This window comes from Arthrobacter sp. Y81 (assembly GCF_002929335.1).
Taxonomy (GTDB): Bacteria; Actinomycetota; Actinomycetes; order Actinomycetales; family Micrococcaceae; genus Arthrobacter.
In genome coordinates this window covers 1-19,898 of record NZ_PJIL01000024.1, presented here as the reverse complement: position 1 = coordinate 19,898, position 19,898 = coordinate 1, and the positions used below count along the sequence as shown (strand labels likewise).

Annotated in this window: 16 protein-coding genes; 4 read left to right on the top strand and 12 right to left on the bottom strand. The window is 63.1% G+C overall.

Features of this window, described 5'->3' with window-relative positions; genetic code table 11:
- Positions 1 to 51: 51 nt before the first annotated feature.
- Genes CXQ91_RS21685 through CXQ91_RS21665 form a run of 5 tightly spaced genes read right to left on the bottom strand, consistent with a single transcriptional unit; the run spans position 52 to position 6,482 of the window.
- Positions 52 to 2,448, bottom strand: coding sequence for a bifunctional salicylyl-CoA 5-hydroxylase/oxidoreductase (locus CXQ91_RS21685; RefSeq protein ID WP_104175946.1), 2,397 nt, complete (start codon positions 2,446 to 2,448; stop codon positions 52 to 54).
- Between the two features lie 13 nt (positions 2,449 to 2,461).
- Positions 2,462 to 4,114, bottom strand: coding sequence for an AMP-binding protein (locus tag CXQ91_RS21680; protein ID WP_374953694.1), 1,653 nt, complete (start codon positions 4,112 to 4,114; stop codon positions 2,462 to 2,464).
- A gap of 37 nt (positions 4,115 to 4,151) precedes the next feature.
- Positions 4,152 to 5,069, bottom strand: coding sequence for an acyl-CoA thioesterase II (locus tag CXQ91_RS21675; protein ID WP_258074210.1), 918 nt, complete (start codon positions 5,067 to 5,069; stop codon positions 4,152 to 4,154).
- A gap of 4 nt (positions 5,070 to 5,073) precedes the next feature.
- On the bottom strand, positions 5,074 to 5,562 hold the full coding sequence (locus tag CXQ91_RS21670) for a cupin domain-containing protein (protein ID WP_104175944.1): 489 nt from the start codon (positions 5,560 to 5,562) through the stop codon (positions 5,074 to 5,076).
- Positions 5,563 to 5,567: 5 nt separating this feature from the next.
- Positions 5,568 to 6,482 carry a fumarylacetoacetate hydrolase family protein gene (locus CXQ91_RS21665; protein ID WP_104175943.1) on the bottom strand — a complete coding sequence of 305 codons (915 nt, stop codon included), beginning with the start codon at positions 6,480 to 6,482 and terminating at the stop codon, positions 5,568 to 5,570.
- Between the two features lie 135 nt (positions 6,483 to 6,617).
- Here CXQ91_RS21665 and CXQ91_RS21660 point away from each other — a divergent pair, with 135 nt between their 5' ends.
- Complete coding sequence (locus CXQ91_RS21660) at positions 6,618 to 7,019, top strand: RidA family protein (protein WP_104175942.1); 402 nt, start codon at positions 6,618 to 6,620, stop codon at positions 7,017 to 7,019.
- A 109-nt stretch (positions 7,020 to 7,128) separates the two neighbouring features.
- Here CXQ91_RS21660 and CXQ91_RS21655 read toward each other — a convergent pair whose 3' ends face one another.
- On the bottom strand, positions 7,129 to 7,620 hold the full coding sequence (locus CXQ91_RS21655) for a thioesterase family protein (RefSeq protein WP_258074209.1): 492 nt from the start codon (positions 7,618 to 7,620) through the stop codon (positions 7,129 to 7,131).
- 444 nt (positions 7,621 to 8,064) lie between these two features.
- Between CXQ91_RS21655 and CXQ91_RS21650 the strand changes: the two genes are divergently transcribed.
- Positions 8,065 to 8,925, top strand: a complete 861-nt coding sequence (locus tag CXQ91_RS21650) for a PaaX family transcriptional regulator C-terminal domain-containing protein (RefSeq protein WP_104175941.1) — start codon at positions 8,065 to 8,067, stop codon at positions 8,923 to 8,925.
- A 76-nt stretch (positions 8,926 to 9,001) separates the two neighbouring features.
- Here CXQ91_RS21650 and CXQ91_RS21645 read toward each other — a convergent pair whose 3' ends face one another.
- From CXQ91_RS21645 to CXQ91_RS21620, 6 genes are all read right to left on the bottom strand, one after another.
- Positions 9,002 to 10,678, bottom strand: coding sequence for a thiamine pyrophosphate-binding protein (locus CXQ91_RS21645; protein ID WP_104175940.1), 1,677 nt, complete (start codon positions 10,676 to 10,678; stop codon positions 9,002 to 9,004).
- Positions 10,675 to 11,469 (bottom strand): cyclase family protein, encoded by a 795-nt coding sequence (locus tag CXQ91_RS21640; protein WP_104175939.1) that lies wholly within the window; start codon positions 11,467 to 11,469, stop codon positions 10,675 to 10,677. Before CXQ91_RS21640 ends, CXQ91_RS21645 begins: the two co-directional genes overlap by 4 nt.
- A 28-nt stretch (positions 11,470 to 11,497) precedes the next feature.
- On the bottom strand, positions 11,498 to 13,075 hold the full coding sequence (locus CXQ91_RS21635; protein WP_104175938.1) for an NAD(P)/FAD-dependent oxidoreductase: 1,578 nt from the start codon (positions 13,073 to 13,075) through the stop codon (positions 11,498 to 11,500).
- Between the two features lie 16 nt (positions 13,076 to 13,091).
- The gene (locus CXQ91_RS21630; RefSeq protein ID WP_104175937.1) at positions 13,092 to 14,840 is read right to left on the bottom strand and encodes a flavin reductase; all 1,749 of its coding nucleotides are present in this window, start codon (positions 14,838 to 14,840) and stop codon (positions 13,092 to 13,094) included.
- A gap of 49 nt (positions 14,841 to 14,889) precedes the next feature.
- Positions 14,890 to 16,131 carry a styrene monooxygenase/indole monooxygenase family protein gene (locus tag CXQ91_RS21625; RefSeq protein WP_104175936.1) on the bottom strand — a complete coding sequence of 414 codons (1,242 nt, stop codon included), beginning with the start codon at positions 16,129 to 16,131 and terminating at the stop codon, positions 14,890 to 14,892.
- 146 nt (positions 16,132 to 16,277) lie between these two features.
- Positions 16,278 to 17,072, bottom strand: a complete 795-nt coding sequence (locus CXQ91_RS21620) for an SDR family oxidoreductase (protein WP_104175935.1) — start codon at positions 17,070 to 17,072, stop codon at positions 16,278 to 16,280.
- 365 nt (positions 17,073 to 17,437) lie between these two features.
- Here CXQ91_RS21620 and CXQ91_RS21615 point away from each other — a divergent pair, with 365 nt between their 5' ends.
- Both CXQ91_RS21615 and CXQ91_RS21610 read left to right on the top strand, forming a co-directional pair.
- Entirely contained in the window at positions 17,438 to 18,376 is a 939-nt protein-coding gene (locus CXQ91_RS21615; protein WP_258074208.1) for an AraC family transcriptional regulator, read from the top strand.
- Between the two features lie 131 nt (positions 18,377 to 18,507).
- The gene (locus CXQ91_RS21610) at positions 18,508 to 19,815 is read left to right on the top strand and encodes an aromatic acid/H+ symport family MFS transporter (protein WP_104175933.1); all 1,308 of its coding nucleotides are present in this window, start codon (positions 18,508 to 18,510) and stop codon (positions 19,813 to 19,815) included.
- The last annotated feature ends 83 nt before the right edge of the window (positions 19,816 to 19,898 follow it).

Genomic DNA, 19,898 nt, shown 5'->3' with positions numbered 1-19,898 from the left:
TGTGGGCCTGACCCTTCACCGGGGCAGACCCACAGGACTTTGGCGTGCTACCTACTGCGGTAGCAGGGAGGATTCCTTCGCCAACGTGTCGGGCGTCCAGCGCAGGTGCGCCGGTGTTGCCTCGGCGTCCGGTTCTCGCAGGAGGGAAAGACGCGGGCGGACAGCGTCGGTGCGGGAGCTCGGCGGCTTGCGGCGACCCGCCCTGAACTGGGGAATCCACTGGGCACCGGGGCCGTGGTATTCCTGTTCGGCGGCTGCGTGCAGTGTCCACTGCGGGTCGTACAGGTGCGTACGGCCCAGTGCCACGAGGTCGGCCCGGCCCGCAAGCAGGACGGAATTGACGTCGTCGTACGTGGAAATGGCACCAACGGCGATCACGGCCACGCCCGCCGGAGCGGCAACTTCCTGGCGGATGCGGTCGGCAAACGGCGTCTGGTAGCTGCGGCCGAAGGCCGGCTTTTCCTCTTTGGCAACTTGGCCAGTGGAGATGTCCAGGCCTGCAGCACCGTGGGCGACGAAGGCGCGGGCAATTTCGACCGAATCGTCGGAGGTGTTGCCTCCTTCGATCCAATCGGTAGCGGAGATGCGTACCGTCACAGGCTTGCTGGCAGGCCACGCCGCGCGAACGGCGTCGAATACTTCCAGCGGGAACCGCAGCCGGTTCTCCAAGCTGCCGCCGTATTCGTCGGTCCGCTTGTTGGAGACAGGCGAAAGGAAGGAGGACAGCAGGTAGCCGTGGGCGGCGTGAATTTCGAGGAGGTCGAAACCTGCATGCCCGGCGCGGAGGGTCGAGGCGACGAACTCCGCCTTGATGGCGTCCATGCCTGCCCGGTCCAGCTCGGCGGGAGTCTGGTTGTCAGGACCGTACGGCAGAGCCGACGGGCCCACCGTGGACCAGTTGCCGGACTCGAGTGGCTGGTCCATGCCTTCCCACATGAGCTTGGTGGAGCCCTTGCGGCCCGAGTGGCCCAGTTGGGCGCCGATCTTGGCGGTTGAACGGCTGTGAACGAAGTCCACGATTTCCTGCCAGCTATCGCGCTGGCCGTCCGTGTAGAGCCCGCTGCAGCCGGGGGTGATGCGGCCGGCTTCAGAAACACAGACCATTTCGGTCATGACCAGGCCGGCGCCGCCGAGTGCCTTGGATCCGAGGTGGACCTTGTGGAAGTCGCCGGGGATGCCGTCCACGGCTGAGTACATGTCCATCGGAGAGACCACGATGCGGTTCTTCAGCTCCAGCCCGCCGATGCGGTACGGCTGGAACATGGCCGGTGCAACCTCGGCGAGGCCCTGGGATTCGGCGAAGTCGCGGTCCACGGCGTCGGCGAACTCGGGGTCGCGGAGGCGCAGGTTTTCCTGCGTGATGCGGCGACTGCGGGTGAGCAGGTTGAACGCGAACTGCGTGGGGTCCTGGTCCTTGTACTGGCCGATGCGCTCGAACCACTCAAGCGATGCCTGCGCTGCACGCTGCGTGGAAGCGACCACGGGACGGCGCTCGGCCTCGTACGCAACCAGCGCAGATTCAACATCCGGGTGCTCGTGCAGGCACGCGGCCAGGGCCAACGAGTCTTCCATGGCGAGCTTGGTGCCGGAACCGATGGAGAAGTGGGCGGTGTGGGCAGCGTCGCCGAGCAACACAACATTGTTGTGGCGCCAGCTCTCGTTGCGAACAGTGGTGAAGTTGATCCACTTGGAGTTGTTGGACAGCACCTCGTAGCCGTCCAGCTCCTCGGCGAAAATCCCGCGGATCTTGGCGATCGCCTTTTCGTCCGAGACCCCCGGGGGGAACACCTCGTTGGCGGTCTCGTCGAAGCCCGCCGCGTGCCAGACGTCCTCGTGCATTTCCACGATGAACGTGGAGCCCTCATCCGAGTACGGGTAGCCGTGGATCTGCATGACGCCCCACTCGGTTTCCTTCACGAAGAACTTGAAGGCCTCGAACACCTGGTCCGTCCCGAGCCACATGAACTTGTTGGTGCGAGGGTCCAGATCTGGCCGGAACGAGCCGGCGTACTTGGCCCGGATCTGCGAGTTGACGCCATCCGCGGCGAGCACCAGATCGTAGCCGGCTTCGAGTTCCTCGATGGCTGGGGCCATGGTGCTGAAACGCACGTCGACTCCGAGTTCGATGCAGCGGCGCTGCAGCAGTTCCAGCAGTTCCTTGCGGCTCATGGCAGCGAACCCCTGGCCGCCCACGGTCACGGTCTCTCCGCGGAAGTGGATGTCGATGTCCGACCAGCGGGCAAAGCGGCGGCTCATGTATTCGGCAACCACGGGATCGGCGTTGCCGATGCCGCCAAGCGTTTCATCGGAGAATACGACGCCGAAACCAAACGTGTCCGTGGCGGCGTTGCGTTCCCAGAGGGTGATGTCGTGTGACGGGTCGAGCTGCTTCATCAGTGCTGCGAAGTACAGGCCACCGGGGCCGCCTCCGACGATTGCGATCTTCATGGATCGGTCCCTTCTAGGCTTGGGGTGCGGCCGCGTGGGCCAGTTGGTCGTTGTTGTTTTCGAGGATTTGCCGCAGCTTGAAGTGCTGCAGCTTCCCGCTGGGGTTGCGCGGCAGTTCAGCAACGAACCGGACATCGCGCGGATACTTGTACGGGGCGATCGTGCGCTTGACGAAGTCCTGGATTTCCTTGCGCTTCGCCTCGTCGCCGTCGACGCCGTCGCGAAGGACGATGAAGGCACAGACCACGGTTCCGCGTTCCGGGTCGGGCCGCCCGACGACGGCACTCTCCATGACGTCGGGGTGCTGATTGATGGCCGCCTCCACTTCCGGGGCGCCGATGTTGTAGCCGGAGGAGACGATCATGTCATCGGAGCGGGACTGGTAGACGAAGTAGCCGTCCTCGTCCCTGACGAAGGTGTCGCCGGTGATGTTCCAACCGTGGGAGACGTACCGTGATTGGCGCTCGTCATCGAGGTAGCGGCAGCCGGTGGGTCCCAGGACAGCAAGCCTGCCGGGCTCGTTCGGACCCAATTCGGAGCCGTCCTCGTCCAGGATGGTCGCCCGGAACCCGGGGACGGCCTTGCCCGTTGCGCCGGGCCGGCTGTCATCGCCGGTAGCCGAGATGAACACATGGAGCATTTCCGTGGCTCCGATGCCGTTGACCAACCGGACCCCGGTGGCGTCGTAGACAGCCTGCCATGTTTCCCTGGGCAGATGCTCGCCCGCCGAGACTGCGACCCTCAGCCGGCTGAGCAGGTCACCGCGCCCGGCCTTGAGGATGGCCCTGTAGGCAGTGGGTGCCGTGAAGAGGATTGATGCACCGGCCGCAGCCGCGTTCTCTGCCAGTTCGACGGGCGTGGCGCGCTCAGTCAGCAGCGCGGAGGCCCCAAAGCGGAGGGGAAAGATGACCAGGCCGCCGAGTCCGAAGGTGAATGCGACCGGCGGCGAGCCCGCGAAGACGTCCTCGGCGGTGGGCTGGAGGATGTGGCGGGCAAAGGTGTCGGCGATGGCCAGGATGTCCCGATGGAAATGCATGGTGATCTTGGGGGTACCGGTGGTGCCGGAGGTGGGGCCCAGTATCGCGACGTCGTCTGCTGCCGTTTCAATGGTGGTGAATTTTCCGCTCTTTTCGGCGCAGCGGGCGGCGAAATCGCCGATACCGGTGCCGCCATAGGCGATGACGGCTACGCCAGCCCCCGCAGCGGCGGCCATGTCGTCAATGAAGCGGTGGTCGGAGAGCGCCACGACAGGCTTGGTCAGCCGGATCAGGGTCTGGATCTCGGCGGCCCGCAGCATCGGCATGGTGGTGACGACGACGGCACCTGCTTTGAGCACGCCCAGCCAGGCTGCGACAATCCAGGGGTTGTTGGGTCCGCGCAGCATCACGCGGTTGCCCGGAACTACGCCGAAGTCCTCGGTGAGCACCTGGGCCGCTTGGTTGGCCCGAAGCTGCAGGTCGCCGTACGTCCAGACCTCGCCGTCGGGCGTTCGGAGCGCTGGCCGGTCGGCACCGTGGCGGGCAACGGTGTCATCGATCAGTACCGCCGCTGCATTCAGCTGTTCGGGGTACTGAAGTTCCGGCAGGGTGAACTCGAGCGCCGGCCATGTCGTTGCCGGCGGTAGGTGGTCCCGCGTAAATGTGTCCACATGGGCCGATGTGCTCATGGCCACTCCTTCTATGGTTCGTTCTTCTGATGTCGGATTAGGATCCGGGACGGATCATGCCCTCTTGGGCGACGGTGGCGAGCAGGCGGCCTTCGCGGTCGAAGAAGTGGCCAAGGGCCATGCCTCTGTTGCTTTGACCTGAGACTGCTTTTTGCGCGTACAGCACCCATTCGTCTGCACGGCCGTTGCGGTGGAACCACATGGAATGGTCCAGGCTGGCCGTGGTGAGCCCGGGGGAGGACCAGTGCAGACCCTGGGCCCTGAGGAGGGGCTCCAGGATGGTGTAGTCGCAAACGTAGGCCAGGGCGATGCGGTGCAGGTTTGTGTCCAGTTGCTGGTTCGCGGAGCCCGGCAGTGCATCGAAGGCCTTCACCCAGATCGCCTGGTGCGCCTCGCGTCCGCCTTCAACCTCAACGTAGACGGGTCCTGGGACGTGGCGCATGTCGAAGCTGCGTCCCGTGGACCAGTACTCCGCGGCAGGGCCATCGATGTCCTGGAGGACTTCTGCGGCACTGCGCAGGGATTCCGGATCGATGTCAGTGGGGGCGGCTTGTCCGGGCGTGACGGGCTGGTAGTCGGCTCCGTCTTCGGGAACCTGGAAGGAACCCATGGCTACGAAGACGGTTTTGCCGTTCTGGTATCCGCGGACACTTCGGGTGGAGTAGCCGCGGCCATCCCGGAGGCGTTCCACTTCGTACCGGACAGTCGATCCCACATCCACCGGGCGCATGAAGTAGCTGTGCATGGAGTGCAGTGACCGGTCCCCATCAACGGTGCGCATCATTGCGGCAGCTGATTGGGCGACCATGTCTCCGCCGTAGGCCTTGGGCCAGGGAACGTACTGGGTGACAGCCTCATACGCTTCGTCGTGGACCAGGGCCGGGACCTGGGTCAGTTCGATGGCGCGCAGAAACGTCGCGGAGGTCATCGTGGGGGTGGCGGCGGGGATGTTCATGGCGTTATGCGCGCCGGTAGTCGGCGAGGGTGTCATCCGGAACGTCTTCGAGGTTGACCACGATGTTTTCCGGCGTGCGGGTGGTGAGCCAGACGAGTTCTTCGGTGGTGGACATGTTTGCCTCAACGTGTGGCATGAACGGGGGCACGAAAACCCAGTCTCCGGCTTTCATGTCCTTGTATTCGGAGTAGTTTTCGCCGTAGTAGATGCGGCCGTGGCCGCGCAGGACATAGCCGCCGGTTTCGGCTTCCCCATGGTGGTGGGGGAGCGAGCGGTAACCGGGGGTGTTGGATACCTGTCCGAACCAGATCTTGGTGGCGGGGGTGTGCTGGATGGAGACGCCGGATACGCGGACGCAGTCGCCGGACTGTGCCGTGTTGGTGTCTTCCTGCCCGGCCCGGGTGACGACAGGAACAACTTTGCCGTCGGCGCCGGCGTAGATGGAGTTGTCTCCCTCGGTTCGGTACTGGGTGGTCTCAGTCAGCTCGGTCATGGTCTTTACTCCTTGGTGGTTGTGGTGGCGACGACGCGGCGCGGGGCCACTGCGTCGTTGTTGGTGTAGATGCGGATGGTGTTTTCCAGGCGTCCGATGCCTGCTATCTCGGTGGTTAGGACGTCTCCGTCCTGCAGGAAGCGGGGAGGGGTCATGCCCATCCCGACGCCCCCTGGCGTGCCCGTGAGGACAAGGTCGCCGGGGCGAAGTTTGGTGAACTGCGAAATGTAGGACAGGAGCCGGGCCGGGCCGAAGACCAGCGTCCCCGTGTTCCCTGACTGCACCAGCTCGCCGTTGACGTATCCGCGGACCTCGAACTCCCCAGTCACGTCTTCAGCTGTGACCAGGACGGGTCCCACCGGGGTGGTCGCGTCGAAGGCCTTTCCCTGGAACCACTGCAGGGTGCGGTTCTGCCAGTCGCGCATGGAAAGGTCATTGGCCACGGTGTAACCGGCGATGGCCTTGCGCGCCTGAACTTCGTCCGCCCGGAAAAGGGGGCCGCCCACGACGACGGCGAGTTCGGCTTCCCAGTCGACTTTCCCGCTGCCCCGTACTTCGATGGTGTCGTGGGCACCGGTAAGCGTGTCCGCGTGCTTGGCAAAGAGAGTGGGGTACTCGGGCAGGTCCCTGCCCATCTCCTGGATATGGTCGCCGTAGTTCAACCCGCAGCAGATGACTTTCCCTGCGTCAGGCACCAGAGGGGCAAATTCGGCGGTGACTGCCTCGATCGTCCCGGCATCCGCCAATGAACCGGCAGGGCCGGTGGCCGCCGCGGCAGCTGCCTCGACAGTGGCCCGCCAGGCCGGATCGGCCAGGAGCGCACCCACGCTCGGATAGGGCAGCGGCAGGAAGGCATCGGCACCCAAGCCGAGGGCCGCCGTCGTACCGTCTCCGCCGGTGCGGAGTGTGGCCAGTTTCATCCGTCTGATTCCCTTCGTTTCGATATGTCGACTTTTTTACGGTCGTCACATATGCTCAAGGTAGCACGACACTTAGGACCCGAACAAGGGGCCTTTTCGAACAGGAATCAAGAGCCGACTTCGCGAGGAGCATCAATGAGCAAGAAGACCATCAACCCCGAGTCACTGCCCAAGCCGTCTGGTTACGCCCATGGCATTCTTGCCGGGAATGCGGTGTACCTGGGCGGCCAGACCGCACTCAACGGCAATATGGAGATTGTCCCCGGGGGCATTGTGGAGCAGTTCAGGCAGGCGTTTTCGAACGTTTTGACCACCCTGCGGGAGGCGGGTGGGCAGCCGGAGGACCTGGTGAGCGTCACCATCTACCTGACGGATGTGGATGACTACATCGCGAACGGCAGGGAGATCGGGCGGGTCTGGCGTGAAATGGCGGGTTCGGAATATCCGGCCATGGCCGGAATCGGCGTCACCCGCCTCTGGCAGAAGGAAGCCATGATCGAGATCCAGGGGATCGCCGTGGTCCAGGACCGCCAGTAGCGTCTGCAGAATACAGGCTCCCGACGGCGGGAGGTTTGGTGGGGGACAAGGAACCCCCGGTGATGGTGCCGCTCCATGGAGCGGCAGGCTCGCCGGGGGTTTCTTCGCGCTAGGAGGCCGCCGTCTGGGCGGTGCGCGCGCTGTTGTCCTCCGAGGGATCCTCCGCCCCCGCGGGTTTCGCCGGGGCTACGGCTTCCACCACGGCGGTAGGCCAGGGCTGCGCTTTGGCCGAGCCGGGCGGTACATGGGCCACCGTTACAGTTCCGAAGGCGGCCAGGCCACCGGCCAAGCCATCGTGCGGATGGCCCTGAATCTCGAAGGCATACGTCATGGACGTCCGGCCTAGCTTGGAAATGCCTACGGTCGCCGTGATCCGCTGCCCGAACCATAGCTTGGCCTTGAAGTGGATCTCCTGATGAATGCGGGGAACGCTCGGGAAGTAGTCGGGCAGCTTGAGGGTACGCAGGAAGAGCTCGGCCTCGGCGGCCTCCACCCAGCGCATCACTGCCGAGTTGTGCTGGTGGCCGGAAGCATCCGTATCCACCCACTCAACAGTGCGTTCCACGCTGGCGCGGGGATTAGTTCGGGACAGGCGGTCCACAACAGGCTCCTCTCGATGATCCGGATGTCAAGAATATATCAGGATCATGACGCTCGTAACTATTGGCTCATAGAAAGTTATGCTGGTCTATTTACGACCGTCATCCTTACGGTATAAACTTGTCTCACGATGCATGCTTTGGCGGACACAAGTGGTGATCCGCTCCACATGCCCTCACTAGGGAGACAAAGATGTCCGGTTCACGCTCTGAGGAAACCAGGGAAAATTCACAGGAACTGACCGTCGACGCTCTGCTCGATGAAGAGTTCCGGTCTGTGTTCGGGGGGACGATGCCGGTTACAGCGCCCTGGGCCGGCCTGTATTTCATCTAGCTGGCTTTTCAGCCCGGCCGCGGTACGCCAAGTACCGTCGTGAGTCCGCGGGGCAGTCGGCGATGTAGCCTATGACTGTAAATCGATCCCGAACTAATAGAGGTAACGCTGAATGGCCAAGGCCGATGCCGTCCCCGACGTTGCTCCCACGCCGCGCCATCAACACCTGATCGTCACCGTGTACGGCTTGTACGCCCGTCACCAGGACGGCACGTTTGCGGTTGCGGACCTCATCCAGCTCTTGGGGGACCTGGGGGTTGAATCAGCCGGTGTGCGGTCTTCAGTGTCGCGGCTGAAGAAACGCGGAGTCCTTGTCAGCCTGAAGGTGGGCGGTTCTGCGGCCTACAAGCTCTCACCGGAACTCGAGGACGTGTTCAGTGCCGGAGACGAACGGATTTTCGCTCCCCGCCGTGCCCAAAAAGACGACGCGTGGCTCCTGGCGTCCTTCTCCGTCCCCGAGGCGCAACGCCACTTGAGGCACAGGCTCCGAACCATCCTGACCCGCGTCGGCTGCGGACAGGTCTCCCCGGGATTGTGGATCGCTCCCGGTAATCTTGCGGACGAAGTGGAACAGCAGCTTCGCCGGGCCGAGCTCATGGAGTACGTCGACCTCTTCAAAGCAACGCATCTTACCGGGGGCCACATCGACGAGAAGGTGGGTCAATGGTGGGATCTGCCCTCGTTGGAGGCCCTTTATACGGACTTCCTGGCACGGCACCGGCCCGTACTCCAGCGGTGGGAGAAGCATGAAGGAGAGGCCGATTCGCCCGAACTGCTGAAGCAGGCCTTCGCCGACTATGTTCCCATGGTCACCCAGTGGCGGCGGCTGCCCTATATGGACCCGGGGCTCCCTGAGGAATACCTGCCGGACAACTGGCACGGACTGGCCGCCCAGGAGCTCTTTACGAAGTTGCACGCGCTGCTGGGCCCGAAGGCACAGCACTACGCGATGTCCGTCGTCGGATCAAATTAAGCCACGCTGCGAAGGGGCTGGGGCATGTCATGCCCCAGCTCCTTCGCACGTGTCCCGGTCCCCGGATCCGGTGGTATCAGTGTCCCTGGAAAGCTTCCGCCAACCACCAGGAGCCACCGTCCGAGGCGATCTTCGCATCGATCACCAACGGCCGGTCCTGCCGGCCGTTGCGGAAGGCCGCAACCCATTCCCGCACTGGTTCCAGGTCGTCAAGCGTCCGGACGGTGACGCCGTCGGCCCCGTATCCCCTGGCGATCGCCGCGATGTCCGTCTCCGGGAACGACACGCTGGCCAGCTCCTCTTGTGGGTGGTAGTCAGCGAAGTGGTGGACCTCGGCGCCGTACGCAGCGTCGTTGTAGACGATGCAGACCAGCGGCAGTCTGAGCCGGACGGCCGTTTCCAGTTCACTGATGCCCATCAGGAATCCGCCATCGCCGGCGCCCAGTACCGGTAGCCGGTCAGGCCGCGCAATGGCAGCTCCAATCGCCGTGTGGAGGCCAATGCCAATGGCCTGGAAGGCCTGCGTGAAGCAGAACCCGAACTCGTCCGGCACCGCCAGATACTGGCTGGGGTAACCCATGAAGTTGCCCGAATCCACTGCCACAATCCTGTCTGCAGGAAGGACCGAATCGAGTTCCCGGCTGATCACCCGCGGGTCGATCGACGTCGCAGTGCTCAGGTCCGGTGTTTCCACGTCCCGCCACCGTGCGCCCTGTTTGACGGCAAGGGCATTCTGCTCGGTGCGGTATTTTTCGGCCAAGGCAGGTTGGATCCTGCGCAGGGCTTCCAACACATCGTCAGCCGTGAGGGAGGAATCGCCCAGCACGCCCAGTGTGATCTGCCTGTTGGCGCCCAGCGAGGAATCTTCGACGTCGATTTGGACAACTTTTGCTCCGGGGGAGATCAGCCGGCCGTGACGCATGGTCCACATGTTCAGTGTGCAACCCCATCCGACGATGAGGTCTGCTGAGGTGATGAGCTCCGCAGTCAATGGAGAGGAAAAGCCGCCGGAGATACCCAGATTGTGCGAATCGCCGTTGAACAGGCCGTTGGCCACGGCCGAGGTAGCCACGAGCGCCCCGGCGTGCCGGGCCAGGGCCAGGATGGAATCCCGGGCGCCCCTGCCTCCACGTCCAGCCACAAACACCGGTCGCTTCGCGTGGGAGATCAGCTCCACCAGCTGATTCACGGCGCCGGCATCCGGACGGATCCGGGCCGGAACAGGTACGACGACGGTACTCACCGTGTCTGCGGCGGTTCCGCTTTGGACGTCCAGCGGCAGGCTGAGGACCACGGTCCGGCGCTCGTTCACCGCGGTGCGGAAGGCCCGGACCGTATCCGCGACGGCCGTTTCGGGGGAGTGGATCCGCTCGGCCACCGCGCCGACGCTGCGCGCCAGGGCGTCCTGGTCGATCTTGAAGTTGGACCGGATGGCTGCTGCCTGCGTGTCGGCTGTTAGCACGATCATGGGCGTACGGCTCTTGGCAGCTTCTCCGACGCCGGTGATGGCGTTGGTCAGTCCGCAGCCCTGGTGCGTGGTCACCACGCCCACCTTGCCGGACATCCTGGAGTAGGCGTCGGCCATGGTGGCTGCGCCGCCCTCATGGCGGGCCGCGGTGTACGGAATTCCGGCCTTCATCAGGGTGCTGGTGACGTCGAAGTTGCCGCTGCCCACCACACCGAAAACGTGACCGACGCCAAGCTTCGCCAGTGTCTGGCCCACCAGGGTGGAGACCCGTACTTCCTCGCTCATGCGCCCTCCTCCGATGCTGCGTTCTCAACCAATGCGTACACGCGGCTGGGGCTACCGGTTCCGCCCACGATTGGCAGGGGTGCAACCATCAGCGTCGCGCCGGTGACGGGAAGGCGATCAACGTTCCGGAGCGACGTGAGCCCGTATTTGTCTGCGCCGAGAAGGAATGAATGCACGGGGAACATAGGGTCGAGCGTGGCGGCTTGCCCGGCGTCGATGCCGACGGTTTCCACGCCGAAGCCGCTGATGGAGGCGTTCCCGGCAAGCCATTTGGCACCTGCCGCGGAGACGCCGGGAGTGTGGGGACCGGCGTCGTCAGCGTTCATGAAGTCCGCAGCGTTACTGCCGCGGGCGGACCAGCCGGTCCGGAAGATCACCCAGCAGTTTTCCGGGAACGGGCCATGCTCCTGCTGCCACTGCTCGAAGTGTTCCGGCTCAAGCAGGAAGTCGGCGTCCCGTGCAGCTTCGGCGGTCTTGTCAATCACCACGGCCGGCCCCACCAGGCGGTGCGGCTCGATCTGGTCGACGGACTTCCCGTCCTTGCCTGTGATCCAGTGGACGGGAGCGTCCAGGTGTGTCCCGGCGTGTTCGCCCACAGTGACGTCGTTCCACGCCCAGGCGGGTCCGGCGTCGTCGAAATTGCTGACGGGCGTCAGGGAGAGTCCAACCGTGTTGGCGAGTGGTTGGGGAAGATTCAGAATGGGGGTGTCACCGCTGAGCGGCGTAGTGAGGTCGACGACGTTGATGGCGCCGGATGACAAGGCTGCGGTGAGCTCGTTTAGAACAGACATTGTTCTCCTGTCGGGTTGATGTATGGGTTCATTTCAGTTTTTGGGCCACCAAATGCCCCGATCCGCCGGATAGCCCGGGGCCGGGGTGGGTGGACGCGCCGATATGCCACAAGCCCTTGACCGGGGTTTTGTGGTTCGCGGCCTGGGGGAAGGGCCGCCAGAGGAGGTTCTGGAAGAGTTCCGCGGATCCGCCGTAGGGATCGCCGTTGACGGCATTGGGATTTTCCATGGCAAGATCGGTCGGTGCGAGGATGTCCCAGGCCAGAACGGATGCCCTGGTGCCCGGTGCGAACTGTTCGAGCCTGGCCATGACGCGCTCCATGTACTGTTCCTTGAGTTCGGGTGACCAGCCACCGTCCACGTCGAGCGCCCCTGCGGCGTCCGCCACCGGCGCGAACGGCACTTCCTGCAACTGCAGCCACAGCGTCGCTTTGCCTGCCGGCGCTCTGGAAGGATCCAGGACGCATTGTTGACCGACGACGACGGTAGGTTCCGTAGGCAACAGCCCCGCCTCGGCCTGGGCACAGGCAATTCCTGTGCTGTCGGAACCGTTGCTCAGGTGAATCAGGGGCACCGTATCCAATCGGGGATCCAGCCATTGGACCGGCCTGCCCAGGGCCAGATGGATCTGCATTGCCCCGCGGCCGTTCTGATAGCGCGCCGCCGCGTCGGCCAACCCGGCGGGTGGCCGACGCAACAGCTCGGTGTACAGGGCCTGGGGAGACACATTCGCCAGGACAGTCCGGGCATTGACCAGGCCGCCGGAGGTCTTCACACCCATTACACCCCTGGAGTCGACCAGGATTTCCTCGGCTTCAGTGTCCAGCATGATCCGGACGCCTTTATCCCTCAGGAGGGCCTCGAAAGCTGCAATGAAGTTCGAGGCGCCGCCTTTGACCACCGGGAGACCATGGCCATGCATGCTCAGGGCCATGACCGGAAGCATGACGCCGCCGGTTGCCTGGTCTGGGCCGAGGCCGGCATGAAGGAGCCACGGAGACCACAGCTGATCGGCTTCCCATCCGTCAAACCGGCTGCGGAGGTAGTTGCGACCGCTCATCACCGAATCCCGCACGAAAGCCTCGGTACCCTTGACTTTCCCCCGTTTTAGGGCGCCGGCGGCAAGCTTCACGACCTCCTTGAAAGATCGCAGTTCAGCGCCGAACGCACCGAAAATGGTGCCCGCATTGCGGCCGAGATCTTCCAGCATCGCCAGGTACGCGCCCTCATCCCCCCGTGCCTGCAAAGCCGAAGCCGTGAGCCCCGGATCGCGATGGGCAACGACGACCCGGTGGCGCCCTGTCCTCGAGTCGGCCGCCACGCTGGCCGTCACGGCGCCGTCGGCATTGCAATACTCCAAACCCCTGGCATGCAGCTCGCCTCCCAGCGCTTGGTAAGCGCCTCCCGAAACAAACAAGGGATGCCAGGAGGAGAAGGAATCGTGGATGAAACCGGGCAGGGTCCGTTCCGCTGAATGGATGAAGCCGCCGAGCCTGTCGGCCCGTTCAATGAGGCAGACGCCCTTCCCGGCCATCGCCAGCTCCGCGGCGGCCACCAGCGAGTTGATCCCTGAACCAATAATTGCAATGTCAGTCGAATCGTCCATGGAGGGCACTGTCCTCTCAGAAGTCCGGGTGATTGGTGGCGGCGTGGTACTTCCCGCTGTGGAACAGCAGGGGGTCCCCTCCTGCATTCTCGTACTTCTCGACCTCGCCGACGTAGATGACATGATCGCCGGCATCGTGGCGTGAGACCGTCCGGCACTGGAATGTGGCAACAGCACCGTCCAGCAGCGGAATCCCGGCAATTCCCTCCGAAGTTTCCGCGCCGGCAAACTTGTCGGTTGACGGGGTGGCGAACTGGCGCGAGAGGACGTGCTGGTCGCTTGCGAGGATGTTGATGGCGAAATGCGTGGATTCCTCGAAGTCCGCAAGGCTGGGAGCCCGCTTGCTGGGGCACCACAACACCAAAGGTGGTTCCATCGAAACGGACGTGAATGAATTGGCGGTCATTCCCACCTTCCGTCCATCGACGCCGAGCGTGGTGATTACGGTGACGCCCGTGGCGAACTGGCCCAGGGCGCCCCTGAAATCCCTCAGATCAAAAGCTGCCGCATCTTCGTCCTTGCGTGCCTGCACAAACTCAGCGGCGGCAGCGGGATCGAACCACCAAGGATAGAACGTGCGAGGATCATCGAAGCCTCCCGCAATGCTCGCCGCCAGCGCCGGATGTTCTGCCCCTTCGGCCAGCACAGCCTGCTGGTGTTCCCGCCGGGTTTTGAGCATGTCATTCGTCCACGCAACCGCCCACTGACCCCAGCCCCGCCAAAATTCGTCAAAGGTGCGTTCCATCCACTGCTTGTCGAAAGGCTGGTGCCCCCGCCGGACGATGGAATCCAGGTAGTACTTGGCGGCCAGCGTCGCATTGTTGGACCCCTGGCCCGTCAATGGATCGTTGAGCAGCACGGCATCGCCCAGGCCGAAGACCAGGTTGCCATTGCCCAGCTCGCCCACAGCAGAACGGACAGTGGGGGTGATCCGGCCAAGGAGCGTAGCGCCTTCATCGGTGAGCGTTGCGTCGGCGAAGTTCTTCGCCTCGTGGGGAAAGTGCTCCTCCAGGATTTCCAGTGATCGACTCAGCTGTTCCTCCGGACTTGCAACATCGGTCCACTTGTCCATCGGGCCGCCTACGACCCCTTCAAAGACCATCATTTGGCACGGCCCGGACACGGTAAGGCCGGGAAAGGTGAAGAATTCCCCGACGCCCGGGACTACGGACATGCGAATGCTGCCACTGGGCTGATTGGCCGGCTCGGTGGCGGGCGCATCGAGTGAGACATAGTTCAGGGCGAGGACTCTTTGCGGCCGATCGAACGGGGACTTGGACCTGTCCTTGGGGAAGATCTGGGCTATCTCTCCCTTGCCGGTGCTGACGATGACCAGTTCGTAGTCACGTGATAGCTCCTCCAGCATGCGCGGCGTGACCTTCTCTATGCGGAAATCGCCGCCTCCGGCCACGAAAGCATCAATCCAGGCTGCACTCTTGATCCGCTGGTCCACTGAGCGGGCGGTTCCGTCAATGGGCGCTTCCCAGTCGATGGAATCCACGCCGGCTTCGCCTTCAACACGCAACCGTATGGCGTTGATTGCGGGCACAGCTTCTTCGTCATAAAGCTTGGTCAGAGCTGAACTCAGCTGGGCTTCCGCGGCGAGGGCGGTGGGAAACATGCATTGGCTGGACATGACCTTCCCGGTACGGATTTGGGCTGCCGAGCGGTCGGAGAAGAGCGTGATTGTGTACCCCTCCCGCTGTAGGCCCAAGGCCAGTTGGGCGCCGGATTCGCCGGCTCCGATGATTGCGATCTTTCGCATCTCTAGTCTTCCTTCGAAGGACGTTGTTGCCTGGGCATTGGAGCGACAATCAGGTCGCAGGTACGGAGTTCACGCTTGCAAGGTACGCGGCGGCCTTGTCCGGGTACATGAACCATTCCTGGAAGTCCGGCGGGTTGTTGAAGCCGTTGGCGAAGCGGTGGGCGATTTCGGCCGACTGGCCGGCGGCTCCCAGGAGCTCGAGAACGTGTGCGGGCGGGGGAGCCAGAAGGGCGTTGGTCCACTGCGCAACGTGCTGGGCGTAGTTCCAATACGTTTCGAATGTGGCCTGCATGAACGCTGCGTCGAAGGGAGCTTCGCCGTGACCGGCGATGCTCTGCAAGTAAGAGGCCGCACATTTGCTGGCATTGTTGGAGCCCTGGCCGGTGATGGGATCGTTGAGGACCACGACGTCGGCAAGGCCCAGGACGTTCCTGCCGCTGGGCAGGGTGGCAATGGGATGCCGAACGGTGGGGGCAAAGCGGCCTTGCAGGAAGCCGTTGGGGTCGGTCAGTTCGACGTCGGCGGCGCGGCTAGCTTCCCACGGCAGGTAATGCTTCAGGATGTTCTTGGATTTTTCCAGGTGTTCCGCGGGCGTCAGGCCCTTCCAGCAGTCCATGGGCCCGCCGGGGATGCCTTCAAACACCATGATTTCGCAGGGGCCGGTTGTGGTGAGGGCGGGGAAAGCGAAGTATTCGCCGACTCCAGGAATCAGGTTGAAGGAAACGGCGGAGTGTTCTGCCCTGGGTTCCATTCCGTTCACGTAGGTCAGGGCCAAGGCGCGTTGGGGTGCGTCGTAGGTGCTGCGTTCGGCGTCGCGGGTGAAGAGCTGTGCAATTTCTCCCTTGCCTGCGGCCACGATGACCAGGTCGGAGGTCAGGGCATAGCGTTCGAGTTCCTCGACGCCGGCGTCCTCGAATACGAGCTCGCCTCCCTGGGCCACAAACTCCTCCATGAACCGGGGGAATTTGACGCGTTGGTCAATGGACATCGCCGGGTTATCGAGGCGGGACGCCCAGCTGATGGCCTTCTGCCCTGCGGCGTCAGGGTGCGGGATCGTGAAGGAGATTCCATCAACCGTAGGAGCCTCAGGCCAGAAGTCCAGGCCGAGCGCCCTCTCGTGTTCCAGTGCATTGTGGAAGATGCACTGGCTGGAGGAGACCTTGCCTTCGTGGATTTCTTCGGCCGTGCGGTTGGATATTGTGGTCACCGCGAAACCTGCTTTGAGCAAACCAATGCCCAGCTGCAGGCCTGATTGCCCTGCTCCGACGATGGTGATGTGGCGTTGTGTCATGTTGTTGCCCTTGTCTTTCTACTGTCTCGGCATCCGTGAATGAATGGGGGAGTGGCTATTTGACCCGGCCTCGGGGCGGGTTCGGGGTGGGTTTGTTCCCATCCGGGGAGGCCCGTGTGGACGGTTTTGAAGTCGTTCATTTATCGTCACCTCTTTTCAGCGGCGAGTAAGGGAATGGTTTCCTCGGCGCGTTCCGGCCCCAAGGCGGAGTACCCGCCGTCGACCGCCCAATCAGCACCGGTCACAAAGCTGGCCGCGTCGCTGGCGAGGAAGGCAACCACGGCTCCGATCTCTTCCGGCCGTCCAACCCGCTTCAGAACGTGGAAGGGGGCCGCCACGGCATCCGTTTTTTCAAGGTCTCCATTAGTCAGGGAGTCCATGATGTTGCTCCACACCCATCCCGGACTGACCGAGTTGACACGGATGCGGTCTTCGGCGAAATCCACTGCCATGCTCCGGGTCAGCTGGACGAGCGCGGCCTTGCCAGCGGGGTAGAGCCAGCGCCCTGTCTGGGCGACGGAACTGGAAATCGAGGTGAAATTAATAATGGCTCCGCGCTGCGACGCCTTCAGGTAGGATCGCGCGGCCCTGCTTGCCATGACTGCGCTCACGACGTTGACGTTCAACGCTTCGAGCCAATCGTTCCGGTCGGACGCCGCCCCGTCGTCTTTGTAGGTGCACGCCAGGTTCACGAGGATATCGATGCCGCCGTGCGATGCTGCGGTGTCACCCATCAGCTTGGACACGGCCGAGTCATCCGTGATGTCAGTGTGCGAAAAGCTGACGCCGTCGCCCAGGGTGTGGAGTTGGGCGCCTCCGTCTGCATCGATATCGGCAACGACGACAGCAGCACCTGCCTCGCGGAGCGCCGCGACTACGCCGCGGCCGATCTTGGTTACGCCGCCGGTGACGATTGCGGTCCTGCCTTTGAGTCCTGACATGGTCAAAACCTTTCGTGTTGAATCTGTGGGATTAGTTGGGTTTCCTGCGCACGGCGTTGGTCATACCCGAGGGATTGGCTACTTGGCGGGGGGCCTGTGTGCAGGCTTCGGGTGAGTCCGTTCCCATTCCATGCGCCGTTCGTGTACGAGCTTGACGTTCTTCATCTCTGCTCACCCCTTCCAACGGGTTTCGTTGTTGCATTTCCATGACGTGCGTCATACTTGTTCTAAAAGTGACTCTATTCACACCCTGAAAACCGGTATATCCAGTTGGCGCAGGGCTCATCCGAAAAACGAAAACCGGGGAAGTCAGGTGCGCGATGGTGAGGATCCTCCCGCGCGACGTCTTAAGGGGCCGCCCCACCGTGGCCACCACGGATGTCGATGATGCCCACCAGAAGATTGCCGAGCTGTTCTGTGTCCATGATCTGGTTCCGCAGGCCCGTGCCAAGTCTGTGGACATGAAACTGCGGTCCCTCCATCGGGGCGACGTCGGGATCGAGTATCTGGACTACGGCGCGGAAGTCCGCATTAATCCCCAGGGCTTGGAGAACTTCCACCTGGTCCAGATCCCCCTCGCCGGCCATGCGCACATGGACGTGGGCTCATTCGCGGTCGAATCCAGTCCCAGAACGGCAACGGTTCCGCCGGTCGACCGCCCCTTTTCGATGACGTGGGATATTGGCACTCCGCATTTGATTGTTTATGTGAGGCGCCTTGCGCTTGCTTCGGTGGCTGAACAGCTCTATGCGGACAAGCCGCGTGACGGCGTGAAGCTCGGCTATGCGATGGACCTGACCGGTTCGGCGGGGCGGGCATTCCTGAGATCCGTCGTCGAACTGCATGACGACATGATCAATCAGGCCTCAAGCGCCGCTCCCGTCTTTGTCCAAAGGCTCCTCGTGGACACCATGCTGTCGCGACTGCTTATGGCAATGGACAACACGGCCGCGAAGGAGGAAGGACTCGCTCCGGATTCGGAGAGCCGATTGATCCGGCGGTTCCGCGACCTCCTTGAACGGCACGCTTCCGAGGAGCTCGCAGTGCCGGACATTGCTGAGAATCTCGGAGTTTCAGTGCGAACCCTCCAGTTGACCCTTCGCTCCGAAGTCGGGGCAACGCCGTCGGAGCTGCTGAGGAGGGTTCGGCTGGATCGGGCCCGGGAAATGCTCCTTGCGGCGGAGCCCGGGCAGGAGACCATCATTTCGATCGCCGAGCGCTGCGGCTTCTCGCACCAGGGCCGCTTCTCGGCTCTCTACCTCGACACGTTTGGCGAGCTGCCGTCCGAAAGCCTTCGGCGATAGCTCCTTTCTATGACGTATCTCTAACGATCGTTACGAATGAGGTATGGACATCTATTTACTGTCGTAAACAATCCGTGTCATCATTGGCGTGATCCACACCACATACCGCATCGTGAGAACGAGAGGCATCCATGGCGCAGTCACTGCCAACGGCAACAAGAACCGAGGCCACCCCGGCCTGGAAGGGGCGCACGGTCCTCCTTCTTTGTTTTGTCACTATCGTTTTTGACGGATACGACCTCGTCATCTACGGCTCCACCGTTCCCTCCATCCTGAAGTATCAGGAATGGGGACTCACCACGGCCCAAGCAGGCCTCATCGGCAGCCTTGCCCTCATCGGCATGCTGCTCGGGACCATGTCCGTCGGGATACTCACAGACAGGCTTGGCCGACGCCGGATTATGTTGGCGAGCATCACGGTGTTTTCGATCTGCATGCTGATCACCGCCTTCGCGCCGTCTGCCGAAGTATTCGGTGCACTGCGCTTTCTCACAGGGATCGGCCTTGGCGGCGTTGTACCCACCTGCATCGCCTTGACGGTCGAATACGCCCGCAAAGAGCGTCGGCAAATTGCCAACGCCCTCATGTTCAGCGGCTATTCAGTGGGCGGCGTCGGGGCATCCCTTCTGGCGATCAACCTCTTGCCGCACATTGAATTCCGTTGGCTGTACGCTATGGGCGCCTTACCGCTGGTGACCCTTCTGCCGGTGGCGTGGAAGCTGCTGCCCGAATCCGTGGCCTACCTCGCCCGTAGCGGCCGCACCAGGGAAGCGAAGGACACGGCTGATCGCTATGGCTTGGTCTATTCGGATATCGTTTCGTCCCAGGACGCGGCAGCAGGTCCGTCCAGAAAATCCAGCCTCCGAACGATCTTTTCCAGCAAGTTCATCCTGTCGACCGTTCTTTTTGCCTTGGCAAACTTCTGCGGCCTGCTCCTCGTTTACGGCCTGAATACCTGGTTGCCGCAGATCATGCGGCAGGCCGGCTTCAACCTGGGGGATTCCCTGACGTTCCTGCTCGTATTGAACGCCGGAGCCATCGTGGGGTCCGTGAGCGCTTCTGTCATCGCGGACCGGATTGGGATCAAGAAGGTCGTCACGGCCTCTTTCGTGTTGGCCTTCGCAGCCATCCTCATGCTGACCCTCCAGTTGCCGCTTGCCGCGCTCCTGGTGATCGTAGCCTTCGCCGGTCTTGGCTCGGTAGGCACGCAGATCCTGGTTGGCGGCTACTGTGCAACCCACTACCCCCAGTCGCTCAGCGCAACCGCCCTGAGTTGGTCGCTGGGAGTCGGCAGGGTCGGGGCAATTTGCGGCCCGATCATCGGAGGCGCGGTCGCCAGCCTGGCACTCGGTTGGCAGCTGAACTTCTACATGTTCGCGATCTTTGCCGTCATCGGTGCGGCGGTCGTATTCGCAGTTCCGCGAAGGCTCCGTCCTTGACCTAGGTGTATTGTCCACGGACGTTAGGAACGTGCGGCGTGGTTAGGTGACAAAAAGAAGACCTCCGAGTGGAGTGGGGCTTG